Source organism: Citrifermentans bemidjiense Bem (genome assembly GCF_000020725.1).
Lineage (GTDB): Bacteria > Desulfobacterota > Desulfuromonadia > Geobacterales > Geobacteraceae > Geomonas > Geomonas bemidjiensis.
The window spans coordinates 3268209-3280472 of record NC_011146.1 but is presented as its reverse complement, the minus strand read 5'-3'; the positions used below and the strand labels follow the sequence as shown (position 1 = coordinate 3280472).

The following is a 12264-nucleotide window of genomic DNA, read 5'->3' as shown; positions in this document are numbered from 1 at the left end:
TTTACTGTGTTATCGGCCTGTTCTTGGGTTACTTAAGAAAAAACTTTCAAAAAAACGGCGGCACCATATCAAATACAATAGGGTGCCGCAGTCTACGACTAATTCCTAAGAAAATGGTCTTCTAGAAACGTTCGAATTCGCCATCTTCCTGATCCAACTCCAGCGACAGTCCACCTGCTGCTATCTTGCGCTTCTCTGCGGGCGGGGTTCCTGCCTGGCTCAGCTTCTTCTTGGCCGGTTTGGCTGCGGCCTGCCGCAAAGGCATCTCCGCTTGCCTTTTCGCCGTTTCCCGCATTCCCGTCACCTTGAAATAACCGATCGCTTCCTGGAGTTGTTCCGCCTGGGTGGAAAGCTCTTCCGCGGTGGAGGACATCTCCTCCGATGCCGAGGCGTTTTGCTGAATGACTTGGTCGAGTTGCTGGATGGCCTTGTTGATCTGCTCTGCGCCGGTGTCCTGCTCGCGGCAGGCGGCGCTGATTTCCATCACCAGTTCCGCCGTCTTCTTGATGTCGGGGACCATCTGATTCAGCATCTGACCGGCCTTCTCCGCGATCTCCACGCTGCTTGCGGAGAGCCCGGAGATTTCCGCCGCAGCCCTCTGGCTTCGCTCGGCCAGTTTGCGCACTTCCGATGCCACGACCGCGAACCCCTTGCCGTGCTCGCCGGCGCGCGCCGCCTCGATGGCCGCGTTCAGGGCGAGGAGGTTGGTCTGCCGTGCGATTTCCTCGATGATGGAGATCTTCCCGGCGATCTCCTTCATGGCGTTGACGGTGTGGTCGACCGCCTTGCCCCCTTCTTCGGCATCCTTGGCGGATTTGGAGGCGATTTTTTCGGTCTGAAGGGCGTTGTCGGCGTTTTGCCTGATATTGGAGGACATCTCTTCCATCGAGGAAGATACCTCTTCCGCGGCGGCAGCCTGCTCGCTCGCACCTTGCGACATCATCTCCGAACTCGAGGAGAGTTCCTGGCTTCCCGCAGCGACGTTGTCGGCTGCTCCTTTCACATCCGTCACCACCTCGCTTAACTTCTGCACCATCGCTTTCAGGGCCATCATCAGTCTGTCCTCGGGGGAGCGCTCTTTTATCTCGACGGTGAGATCTCCTCCAGCGATCAGCTTGGCAGCCTCGGCGATATGCCTTGTCGCCTCGACCGAGCTGTTCACGGCGGCGGCGATGGTGTCGAAAGTGCGTTTGGCCTCGTTCGTGTCGGCGTCGGCAGGTTCCGTTTCAAGCGTTATCGTGACGTCCCCTTTGGCGACCTTGTCCAGGCCTTCGACCAGTTTCCTTGTTTCGTTGTTCTGGTAATCCGAGATTTTCTGCGCCTGTCGGGCCGCCTGTTTGACCGAGGTGAGGTCGGTCACCACTTCGAATACCCCGACTACCTTTCCGGCAGCGTCTTTGATCGGGACGCCGGTGTAGGAGATGTCCAGGTCGAGCCCGCCCGGGTGTGCGTCCGTTTCCCTGGTCGCCTCGTGCCCTCCGGCGATCGCCTGGGCGCAGGCGCAGTTGGCCGTTTTGCAGTCGCTGGTTTTGAAATGGTCGTAACACTTGGTGCCATGGACCTGTGCCTGCGTTTTGCCGCCGACCTTGGCACCCAAAGGATTCATGTACAGTACGTTGTAATCCGGGTCGATAATCATCGCGGGGCTGGGTATGTTGTCCAGGAAGCCCACCATGGTGGCCATGCTGTCGTTCACGCCCTGTACGATTTGCTTGTAGGCACCCTGGTGCTTGTCTGCGTCGGCGCGGGCGGTGATGCGTCCCTCCTTGGCTGCCTGCGCCAGCGTTCCTGCGTCCGAATTGAGGGTCCTGATGACGCCCGCGCAGCTGTTGACGGCGCCGGCGAGCGACTCGAAGATCTCCCTGGCTTCCTTGGTGTCCTGGTCCGCTGCCTCCGTCCTGATTTCGAACTCCATGTCCCCCTTGGCCAGCTTCTCAAGCCCGTGGACCAGTTTATTCGTTTCGTTGTCCTGGTAGTCGCTGATCTTCTTCGCCAGTCGTGCCGCGTTCTTGATCGCCGTCTGGTCTGAAACCACCTCGAAGGCGCCGACGACCCGCCCCGCATCGTCGCGAAGCGGAGTGCCAGAATAGGCGATCTCGAGGTCGACGCCCGCAGCCGGATGCGCATCGGTCTCGCTGTTGGCCACGGCCCCGCTTTGCATGGCCTTGCCGCAGGCGCAGTTGCCGGTCTTGCAGTCGGAGGTCTTGAAGTGGTCGTGGCATTTCGTCCCCACAACCTGCGCCGGTATTTTCCCTCCCACCTGCGCCGCGATCTGGTTCATGTATAAGACGGTAAAGTCGTTATCGACGATCATGGCCGGTGCCGGCATGTTGTCGAGGAGCCCCACCAGCCTGTTGATGGTTGCGTTGAAGCCGTCGATGATCTTTTTGTATTCGCCATGGTGCTGCGAGGCGTCGGCGCGCAAGGAAAGTTTTCCCTCGACTGCGGCCTTGGCCAAGAGGTCTGCGTCCTTGGCCATCGCTTTTACCGCGGCAATGGTGATGTTCAGGTTTTTGGAGAGGACGTCCTGGTCCGACTTCACCGCAAGTTCGAAGCCGACGTCGCCGTTGGCTATTCGCTCCGCAGCCTTGGCCGCTTCGGCGACGTTGCCGATCATCTTGCCGAAGGCTTCGGCGAGCATCCCGGTTTCATCCTCGCAGTCGGCCTTTATCTCGACCTTGACGTCGCCAAGGGCAAGCGCATCGGCCGCATGGATCACCTGGCCGATGTTCTTGCTGATGCGGGAGGAAATAAGGTAGCCGAGGGCGAGCGCCACGAGGGCGAAAACGAGCGTCATGGCCGCGAGCTTCCAGCGCATGACGGCTATCACCGCATTCATGTCGTCTACGTACAGGCCGCTTCCGACCACCCAACCCCATGGCTTGTAGAGTTTGACGTAGGCGATCTTCTCCGTGGAGGCCGTTTCGCCCGGCTTGGGCCACATGTAGCTGACCAGCCCGGATCCTTGGGCCTTGGCGACGTTGGCCATTTCGACGAAAATGGCCTTGCCTTGGGGATCCTTGACCCCGCTTTGATCCTTCCCTTCCAGTTCGGGCTTGAGGGGGTGCAAGAGCATTCCGGCATCCACCGTGGTGATCCAGAAGTACTCTTTCTGGTCGTAACGCATGACCCTGATGCGATCCTTGGCGCGTTTTTGCGCTTCCTCAAGGGTGAACTCCCCTTTTTCGAATCTTTGTTGGTATTCGGCGATCAACTCGTAGGGGAGATCCACCACCGACCTGATGGTAGCCTCTCTTTCTTCCAATATCTCTTTTTGCAGTACCGGCATCAGATAGAGGAAGTTTATGGCAGTGATCATGACGATCATCGCTACGGAGATGCTCATTACCTTAGTTCCGATCTTCCAGTCTTTAAACTTTTTCATCTTCATTTAGGGTCTCCGGTGCTGAGATTTGATGGTAGACGAGGGCGTTGCGCTTGTTAGTCAAATTATCGGTGCCGGAGGGGTAAACTTTATGGGAAAAAGAAAAATTACTTTACAAAAAGGTGTGGTAATAGGGCGAGGTGCTGCTATGTCAGCATGGTGCAGATCTGAAAGATTGTCGGTGAGGAAAAGGTTGTTCAGTTGAGGGAAGTACAAAGCAAAACCTGCGGTGACGGCTCGCGCCACCGCAGGTACGGAGATTTATTTGCCTGGGATGCCGGGGATGGTGATGCAGAGGCATTGCGCCTCGGCATAGGTCGTGTCGCCGCAGAAGATGCGGCCGTGCACCATGATCTTGCGCCCTTCGACGGAGACGACCCTGCTTTCCACGGTGATCACCCTCCCCAAGGGGAGCATGTTACGGAAGCTGACGTTCAGGTTTCCCACTACGATGGAGTACCCCTCGGCCCATCCCGCCAACCCGAGCGCCTCGTCCATGATCGCTGCGACTGCGCCGCCGTGTGCATGCCCCGGGGGGCCTTCGGCTTCGGGGCCAAGCCAGAACCTGGCGTGGAGATGATTGTCGGCGTCGCGGTAGTAGCGGGCCCGGAAGCGGTCTCCGCTTCTGTCGCCGGAGACAAAGCGGAGCGAATCCCCCACCAGTGCGGGTGCGTCGAAAGGGGTCCAACCGGCCTCGCCGCTTAAATCTATTTCCGGTTGCATCTCGTCACAAGCTTTCAGTACAGTCGAAGTAGGCACTGCGATTTCTCCTTAGGATGTTTTTGTATACATTAACGTGGCGGTACCTTATCAGATTTCGCCCGGGAAATAAAGGGGGGACGCGGCCCGGGCCGGATGGCCCCTGGTTCCCGGTCAACCGGTTGACATTGCTGGCTTCCAGGCGCCGGACGCCGTGATTCTAGTTGACACTTTCAGCTGCAAGGCGTAAACAAAAACTCACTCATCGTGCCACGAAAGCTGGAGCAAAGTGATGCAAGACGACCTGACGCCGGAGCGGCGGGAGAAATTACCGAAGGCTCCACTCGACATCTCCCTGCCGGACCCAAAGGGGGCCTTGTTACTGCAGGATCTGCAGCGCAGGCTGGCGCGGGTCGAGGCCGAGAATGCGCAGTTGCGCCGCGTCATCGAATCCCAGCGTTCCGACGAGGAGGGGTATCGCTCCCTCTACAACGACACTCCGGTCATGCTGCACTCCATCGACCGCAACGGGCTGCTCCTGGGAGTCAGCAACTACTGGGTCGAGGTGCTGGGCTACCAGCGGGAGGAGGTGATCGGGCGCAAGTCGACCGATTTTCTCACCGAGGAATCGCGCCGCTATGCCGAAGAGGTCGTCCTGCCCGAGTTCTTCCGCACCGGTTTTTGCCGCAACGTCCATTATCAGATGGTGAAAAAGAGCGGGGAGCTCCTGGACGTGCTCCTTGTCGCCTCGGGGGAGCGGGGACCCCAGGGGGAACTGCTGCGCTCCTTTGCCGTCATGACCGACGTGACCGAATGGAAGGCTGCGGAAAAGGCTCTGAAGGAGAGCGAAGAGCGCTACCGCATGATAGTGGAGACCTCCCAGGAGGGGATACTAGCCGTCGATGCCGAAGGGCGCGTAAGCTACGCCAACCGTCAGTTCGCCGAGATGCTGGGCCTGGAGGTCGGCGACGTCGTCGGGCGTCTTTTCCTTGAGTTCGTCGACGGCTGCCTGCACGACGAGATAGCCGCTAAAATGAAGAGCCGGGAAAAGGGGCTGTCCGAGCATTACGAGACGATCTTGCTGCGCAACGGCGGCTCCAGGATGTGGGCCAGCGTTTCCGCCATCCCGGTAAAAGGCCCAAGCGGCGACTTCACCGGGGCGTTCGCCATGGTCTCCGACATCACCAAGCGCAAACAGGCTGCCGAGGAGATCGAGGTGCTGCACACGCATCTTTCGGCGCGCGCCTGCGAGATGGAGCTTGCCAACGAGGAACTGGAGGCGTTCAGCTACACCGTTTCCCACGACCTCAGAAGGCCTCTCACCGCCATCAACGGCTTCAGCCAGGTGCTGCTCGAGCTTTACGGTCCCGGCATGGACCCGCAGTGCAGGGAATACGTACGGGAGATCCTCAACGGCAGCATCAGGATGAACCACCTGATAGACACGCTGATCAACTTCTCGCGCCGAAGCGTAGGTGAATCGGTCCGGGAAGAGGTGGAGATAACCGGTCTGGTGGAGGAACTTTACGCCGAACTCAAACGCGCCGAGCCTCAGCGCAACGTCTCCCTCCTTGTCCAGCCGGGCGTGCGCGGTGTCGCCGATGCACATCTTTTGCGCGTGGTCCTGGACAACCTTTTGGGGAATGCCTGGAAGTACTCCGCCAAAAAGGAGTTAAGCGAGATCGCTTTCGGCACCATCGACCACCAGGGGAAGACCGCCTACTTCGTCCGGGACAACGGGGCAGGTTTCGACATGGCCCTGGGGGATCTGCTGTTCAAGCCGTTCCAGCGCCTCCACGACGCGCGCGATTTCGAAGGGACCGGCATCGGCCTCGCCAGCGTGCAGCGCATCATTCAGCGGCACGGCGGCCAGATCTGGGCCGAGAGCGAACCCGGCAAAGGGGCGACCTTCTACTTCACCCTCGGCTAGGGCAGGGGGATTCGTTCGGCAAATGCAACAGCTAACCGGACGGTGCTGCCCTAATATGGTTCCGGCGCAAGGCGCGTCAGCATCTTTTGCCGGTATTCCACGATTTCCTTCCGAAGCGAAGCCAGCTGCGCCATTTTCCCATCAACCTTATCGGTATGCTGGTCCAGAATCTCGATCAGACGCGGGATCATTCTCTCCGTGCTCTTCGCCTCGCCATAGGCGAGATAAAGGTCCTGCATCTCGCGGATGCTTAGTCCCAGCTCCTTCAGCCGCAGAATGAATTTGATCCTTCTGAAGTAATAGGGGGTGAATTCACGAGTGGCGCCGTCCTGCCGCTGCAGCGATTCTATGATTCCCACTTCTTCCCAGTAACGCAGAGTCCTGGTGGTCAGCCCGTACTCTTTCGCCAGGTCTCCTATCCCCACCGCCGTCTCGCCTTGCCTCAATTGGTTCATGGTTTACCTTTACGTAAAGTTCTGAGGCCCACTTTTAGACCATCCCTTCAGTTTTGTCAACAGAGTATGCAGAACGGTTCCCTAAAACGGGGAGTTACTCCCCGATTCCTTCGAATTTGACCACATATTATAAAGTTGTTTTATTTGTGCTTGACATGAACGTAAAGGATAGATATTTTATTTCCACATCCGATCCTGTCCCGACTTCCCGCACCTCCTTTCCTCATGATTTATCAGCTGAATGGCGCCCAGGCCCCCCTGCCGCGAAGACAGGGCGTTTTTCCTTAGCCGCCGCCACTGTTGCCCGATTGGAGTTGCCCCTTGGAACATGAACGGCCCGGGGCATGACTTATGGCAGGGATATCAAAACGGAGGTTTAAATGAGCGAGCTGCAGCAGAGGATCAGGAAGAAGAGTCTGCACCAAAGGATCATGAGCGCCGAGGATACCATCCCGTTCTTCAAAAACGGCATGGACCTTGGGTGGTCAGGGTTCACGCCGGTCGGCTATCCCAAGGTGGTGCCCGAGGCGCTGGCGGACTACGTAGAGAAAAACAACCTGCAGGGGAAGATGCGGTTCAACCTCTTCATCGGCGCCTCCATCGGCGCCGAGATCGAGGACCGCTGGGCATCGCTCTCCATGACCGACAAACGCTGGCCCTACCAGACCGGGAATGTGGTGCAAAAGCAGGTGAATAACGGCGGCGTGCGCATGGGAGACAAGCACCTCTCGCTCTACGCCCAGGATCTCGCCTACGGCTTCTACACCAAGGAAAGGGGAGGGGGGTTCGATCTCGGGCTCATCGAGGCAAGCGGCATCACTGAAGACGGCTCCATCATCCTCGGCGGCTCCATCGGCTGCGCTACCGAGGTGATCCAGCACTCGGACCGGCTCATCATCGAGATCAACACGGCGATCCCCTCCTTCGAAGGGCTCCACGACATCGTTATGACCGAGCGCCCTCCCTACAAGAAACCGTACCTGATCAGCCGCGTAGACGACCGGATCGGCTCACCTTACGTCCCGTGCGATCCGGACAAGATCATCGCCATCGTGGAATCCAAAAAGCCCGACCGGGGGCGCGCCCTGAGCGCTCCCGACGCCGTGTCGGAGCAGATCGCGGCGCATATCATCGACTTCTTCCAGTTCGAGGTGAAGGCGGGGCGCCTGCCGAAAAACCTGCTCCCGCTGCAGTCGGGGGTCGGCAACATAGCCAACGCGGTGGTGGGGGGGCTGGTGCAGGGACCGTTCAGCAACGTCCAGGTCTGGACCGAGGTGATCCAGGACACCATGCTGGACTTCTTCGACTCCGGCAAGCTCGACTTCGCCTCCTCAACCTCGCTCTCGCTCTCCGAGGGGGGCTTCCAGCGCCTCTACGACAACTGGGATTTCTACACCGGAAAAGTGGTGCTGCGCCCCATGCAGATCAGCAACAACCCCGAGCCGATCCGCCGCCTGGGGGTCATCGCCATGAACACCCCGGTGGAATTCGACATCTACGGCCACGCCAACTCGACACTGGTCGGGGGCACCAGGATGATCAACGGTATCGGCGGCTCCGGGGACTTCCTGAGAAACGCCTACCTCTCCATCATGCACACCCCCTCCACCCGGCCGTCGAAGACCGACGCAAACGGCATTACCTGCGTGGTCCCCATGGTCCCCCACGTCGACCATACCGAGCACGACCTCGACGTGCTGGTGACCGAGCAGGGACTCGCCGACCTGCGCGGACTCTGCCCGAGAGAGCGGGCTCAGCAGATCATCTCCAAATGCGTACACCCCGAGTACAAGCCGATCATGCAGGAATACTACGAGCGGGCGCAGCGGGAGTGCTTCGAGCAAAACGTCGGGCACGAGCCCCACATGCTCTTCAAGGTCTTCAAGATGCAGCAGAGCCTGGCGGAAAAGGGGACCATGAAGATCCCCAACTGGGACTAGGTACTAGCGGGGGGAAACCATGAAAAAAAAGCGGGCCAAAGAGGGAAACCCGCCGCAGCGGATGGAAAAGGCCGTGGAGCTTCTGGAGGCGCTCGCCATCGAGGGAAAAGAGTGCTCCCTCTCCGCGCTCGCGCGGAGAGTCGGTATCAGCAGGTATCGGACCAGGCGCCTTTTGGAAAGCCTGGAGCAGCAGGAGGCGGGGAAGAGGCTCTTGCCGAAGGCGGGCAAAGGGCACTCCCGGGGAAAGGTGGAGGCGCTTTACGGCAGCATCGTGCGGGAAGTGCGCCCGGTCATGGAAAGCCTGGCGCGAAGGCACAAAGAGGCGGTGTACATGGCCATCCTGAAAGGAGAGGAGGTGCTTTTCGTCGACGTGGCCTGCGTCGAGGCCGGGGGGAAGGGCGAGCCGCTGGTGGGGAGGAGGTTCCCCTTCTTCAACAACGCCGCCGGCAAGGTGATGCGCGCCATAGATTCCTGGGACCTATTGGAAAAGATCGGCAAGAGCTGGCGCCGCGGCCGGTCGGCCTTTCCGGACCTGGCCGATTTGCGGCGCGAACTGGAGTCGATTAGGGAAAAGGGAGTCGCCGTCGACTGCGGTGGCATGGGTGAGGGGGTCATTACCGTGGCCGTCGCGGTAAGGGACTATGCCGGCAAGGTGGTCGGCGCGCTCACCCTTTTGGGGCCGTCGGTGCGGTTTTTGGGCTCCCGGCTGGAAGAAGAGATCATACCCTCGCTGCTTTTAAGCGGCGAGCTGCTTTCAATGAAATTCGGCTATGCAAGGCCGTGATGTAGGGGAATGTGTCAAACCTTAACCAAGGAGGAGAGCCATGGCGGAAACGAGTTACGACTGGGAAAAGATAGCGAACAACAGCAAGTTTCTGGAACTGAAGAACAAGAAGAGGAGTTTCCTCTTCAGCTGGTGGATCATCTCGACCATTTACTACCTGCTCCTCCCGGTCATCTCAGGATATTTTCCGGAAGCGTTCCGGATCAAGGTGATCGGACCCATCAATTTCGGCTACCTCTTCATCCTCTCCCAGTTCGTGGTTGCCATCGGCGTCGCGGCCTACTACGCCCACGTCGCCAACAAGGATTTCGACCGGCTGACCAAGCAGCTGCTTGACGTGCTTAATTAAAGGAGGGGACAGCATGAAAAAAAGAATCGCCGCCATAACGCTCGCTCTTACGTTCTCCGTTTGCGCCGCCGCTCCCCTCGCAGTCGCAGCCTCGGTCGGCACCGCCGCACCGCAGTCACCGGCAATAGCAGCGCCTGCGGCAACAGTTGCACCTGCAGCCGCCACCGCGGCAGCGCCCACCGCAGCCAAGGCCGCTCCGGCCAAGGGCGCGGACACCCAGCCCGCCAAGGTGACCCCCAACCGCGGCATCACCATCGGCATGTTCGCGCTCATCATCGCCATCACCATGGGGGTGGTGGTCTGGGCCGCGAAGAAGACGCAGACCGCCGCCGACTTCTACACCGCAGGCGGAGGGATCACCGGCCTCCAAAACGGCTGGGCCATAGCCGGCGACTACATGTCGGCCGCCTCTTTCCTCGGCATGTCGGGGCTCATCTCGCTCTACGGCATCGACGGCTTCATGTACGCGGTGGGGCCGATGTTCTCGTTCATCGCCATCCTGCTGGTCATCGCCGAGCCCTGCCGCAACGCCGGCAAGTACACGCTGGGCGACATCCTCTCCTTCAGGTCGTCGCCCAAGGTGGTGCGCGGCGTAGCGGCGCTCTCCACCGTCACCGTCTCGATCTTCTACCTGATCGCGCAGATGGTCGGCGCGGGGAAGCTGATGCAGATGCTGATCGGGATCCCTTACCGCGTCTCGGTCATCGGGGTCGGGGCCCTCATGGTCGCCTACGTCGTCTTCGGCGGCATGAAAGCCACTACCTGGGTCCAGATCATCAAGGCCTCGCTCTTGATGGGCGCCACCACGCTTTTGTGCATCCTGGTCGCGGCGAAGGCGGGCTTCAACCCGGTCTCCTTCTTCACCGACATCGTGAACAACCCGGCCATCCAGGATCACGTCAGGCTGAACGTACTGAAGGACGCCATTCCCAAGGCGGGGGTGGATTACGGCCAGCGCTTCCTGGAGCCCGGGCTCTTCCTGAAAAGCCCGCTGGATCAGATCTCGCTCGGTATCGCCTGGGCGCTTGGCGCAGCCGGCCTGCCGCACATCCTGATGCGCTTTTTCACGGTTCCCAGCGCCAAGGAAGCGCGCAAGTCGATCATCATCGCCCTTTTCCTTAACTCCACCTTCTTCTTCATGATCAGCATCATCGGCTTCGGCGCAGCGCTCTACCTGACCCCCCAGGGCATCCTGGCGGTGGACAAAGGTGGGAACATGGCGACGCTCTTATTGGCACAGCACATGGGTGGGGGCGCCGGGAGCCTCGGCGGAGACGTCTTCCTGGCCTTCATCTGCGCCGTAGCCTTCGCCACTATCCTCGCCGTCGTCTCCGGTCTCGTGCTCGCAGCCTCCGCGGCCATCGCCCACGACGTCTATGTCAACATCATCAAGGACGGCAAGGCCGACCAGCACCTGCAGGTGAAGGTGGCGCGCATCACCTCCCTTTTCGTCGGCACCTCCGCCATCCTGATGGGGCTTGCCGCCGAGAAGGAGAACGTGGTCGCCCTGGTGGCGCTCGCCTTCGCGGTCGCCGCCTCGGGGAACTTCCCGGTGGTCATGCTCTCGCTCTTCTGGAAGAAGTTCAACACCGCGGGGATCGTTTCCGGCCTCGTGGTCGGGACCGTCACCGCCCTCGCGCTGGTGATGGTGTCGCCGGTGATGACCTATCCCAAGAAGGTCGCGGCCGACGCGAAGAAGATCGTCGAGACCCTGGAAAAGAAGCAGGCAACGGGCGTGGCGCTGGCGGACAAGGAGCTGAAGACCCTGGAGAAGTCCCGGGTGGAATATGAGAAGAACAAGGATGGCAGCTCCATGGTCGGGCTCGATAAGCCGATATTCCCGCTGAAGAACCCGGGTATCGTCTCGGTGCCCCTCGGGTTCCTGGCCGCCGTATTTGGTTGCCTCTTGTTCCGCGACCGCCGCGCCGAAGACATGTTCGCCGAGATCGACGTGCGGCAGAACACCGGCCTCGGGATAGCCAAGGCGACAGATCACTAGCAACTTCCCGCCCCCGGAGGGGGAGGGCCAGGGAGGGGGTATCATGCGCTCAAGGGGGACAGGCACCTGGCGGAGCCAGTCCCCTCTTCCCCCCTCCCGGCCTCCCCCCTCCGGGGGAAGGAGAAAAAACACCAGGAGGTGATCATGACGACGCAAACCGCTTTGCAGAAAACGGAACCGGAAAACGCTGCCGGCGACGAGGGGATCCAGCTCCTTTACTCGCTCAGCAAGGAGGAACTGGTCCGGATAATCACCGACGACGCCAAGAACTGGCTGGCCCACGACGGAGTCTGGTTCCAGTCGCTGGAAAAGAAATTCGGCATGGACGTGGCGGTCGATATCGACACCGACGCCTGGAGGCTCTTCACCGTCATCGAGGCCAAGCGGATCATGGAGCGGCTGGGGCTGAAACCGGGCGGGGGGATTCCCGCACTGGTGGAGTGCCTGAAGCACCGTTTTTACGCCCGGCTCAACCTGCAGCAATGCCTGGAGGTGACGGAGACCCGGGCCGTCTTCCGCATGATCGACTGCCGGGTCCAGTCCGCCAGAAAGCGCAAGGGGCTCCCGGACCATCCCTGCAAATCCGTCGGTATCGTCGAATACTCCGGCTTCGCCAGCACCATCGACCCGCGGATCCAGACGAATTGCATCGCCTGCCCGCCGGACGAGCATCCTGAGGAGTTCTGGTGCGCCTGGGAGTTCACCCTGAAGCCCTGAGCCGCT

At 60.2% G+C, this 12264-nt stretch carries 9 protein-coding genes; 6 read left to right on the top strand and 3 right to left on the bottom strand.

Annotation, left to right across the window (positions count from 1 at the left end; translation table 11 throughout):
* Window positions 1-121: 121 nt before the first annotated feature.
* Window positions 122-3391: a cache domain-containing protein gene (locus GBEM_RS14210; protein ID WP_012531277.1), complete on the bottom strand. Its 3270-nt coding sequence runs from the start codon at window positions 3389-3391 to the stop codon at window positions 122-124.
* A 255-nt stretch (window positions 3392-3646) separates the two neighbouring features.
* A complete protein-coding gene (locus GBEM_RS14205; protein WP_012531276.1) occupies window positions 3647-4144 on the bottom strand; it encodes a PaaI family thioesterase in 498 nt (165 codons plus the stop codon).
* Between the two features lie 232 nt (window positions 4145-4376).
* On the opposite strand from GBEM_RS14205, the gene GBEM_RS14200 reads away from it, so the two are divergent.
* On the top strand, window positions 4377-6014 hold the full coding sequence (locus GBEM_RS14200; protein WP_012531275.1) for a sensor histidine kinase: 1638 nt from the start codon (window positions 4377-4379) through the stop codon (window positions 6012-6014).
* Window positions 6015-6064: 50 nt separating this feature from the next.
* Here the strand turns inward: GBEM_RS14200 and GBEM_RS14195 are convergent, their stop codons facing one another.
* The gene (locus GBEM_RS14195; protein ID WP_012531274.1) at window positions 6065-6469 is read right to left on the bottom strand and encodes a helix-turn-helix domain-containing protein; all 405 of its coding nucleotides are present in this window, start codon (window positions 6467-6469) and stop codon (window positions 6065-6067) included.
* 380 nt (window positions 6470-6849) lie between these two features.
* Between GBEM_RS14195 and GBEM_RS14190 the strand changes: the two genes are divergently transcribed.
* From GBEM_RS14190 to GBEM_RS14170, 5 genes are all read left to right on the top strand, one after another.
* Window positions 6850-8409: an acetyl-CoA hydrolase/transferase C-terminal domain-containing protein gene (locus tag GBEM_RS14190; protein WP_012531273.1), complete on the top strand. Its 1560-nt coding sequence runs from the start codon at window positions 6850-6852 to the stop codon at window positions 8407-8409.
* Between the two features lie 19 nt (window positions 8410-8428).
* Window positions 8429-9193, top strand: coding sequence for an IclR family transcriptional regulator (locus tag GBEM_RS14185; RefSeq protein WP_012531272.1), 765 nt, complete (start codon window positions 8429-8431; stop codon window positions 9191-9193).
* A gap of 40 nt (window positions 9194-9233) precedes the next feature.
* Complete coding sequence (locus GBEM_RS14180; protein WP_012531271.1) at window positions 9234-9542, top strand: DUF485 domain-containing protein; 309 nt, start codon at window positions 9234-9236, stop codon at window positions 9540-9542.
* A 13-nt stretch (window positions 9543-9555) separates the two neighbouring features.
* Complete coding sequence (locus GBEM_RS14175) at window positions 9556-11541, top strand: solute symporter family protein (RefSeq protein WP_012531270.1); 1986 nt, start codon at window positions 9556-9558, stop codon at window positions 11539-11541.
* Between the two features lie 144 nt (window positions 11542-11685).
* A complete protein-coding gene (locus GBEM_RS14170; RefSeq protein WP_012531269.1) occupies window positions 11686-12258 on the top strand; it encodes a DUF6125 family protein in 573 nt (190 codons plus the stop codon).
* Window positions 12259-12264 lie beyond the last annotated feature (6 nt).

What these genes read in the sequence shown, in the direction of transcription:
- GBEM_RS14180 (WP_012531271.1), top strand. Translation starts at nt 9,234, where the DNA reads ATGGCGGAAACGAGTTACGACTGGGAAAAGATAGCGAACAACAGCAAG.
- GBEM_RS14190 (WP_012531273.1), top strand. Translation starts at nt 6,850, where the DNA reads ATGAGCGAGCTGCAGCAGAGGATCAGGAAGAAGAGTCTGCACCAAAGG.
- GBEM_RS14170 (WP_012531269.1), top strand. Translation starts at nt 11,686, where the DNA reads ATGACGACGCAAACCGCTTTGCAGAAAACGGAACCGGAAAACGCTGCC.
- GBEM_RS14185 (WP_012531272.1), top strand. Translation starts at nt 8,429, where the DNA reads ATGAAAAAAAAGCGGGCCAAAGAGGGAAACCCGCCGCAGCGGATGGAA.
- GBEM_RS14195 (WP_012531274.1), bottom strand. Translation starts at nt 6,469, where the DNA reads ATGAACCAATTGAGGCAAGGCGAGACGGCGGTGGGGATAGGAGACCTG.
- GBEM_RS14210 (WP_012531277.1), bottom strand. Translation starts at nt 3,391, where the DNA reads ATGAAGATGAAAAAGTTTAAAGACTGGAAGATCGGAACTAAGGTAATG.
- GBEM_RS14200 (WP_012531275.1), top strand. Translation starts at nt 4,377, where the DNA reads ATGCAAGACGACCTGACGCCGGAGCGGCGGGAGAAATTACCGAAGGCT.
- GBEM_RS14175 (WP_012531270.1), top strand. Translation starts at nt 9,556, where the DNA reads ATGAAAAAAAGAATCGCCGCCATAACGCTCGCTCTTACGTTCTCCGTT.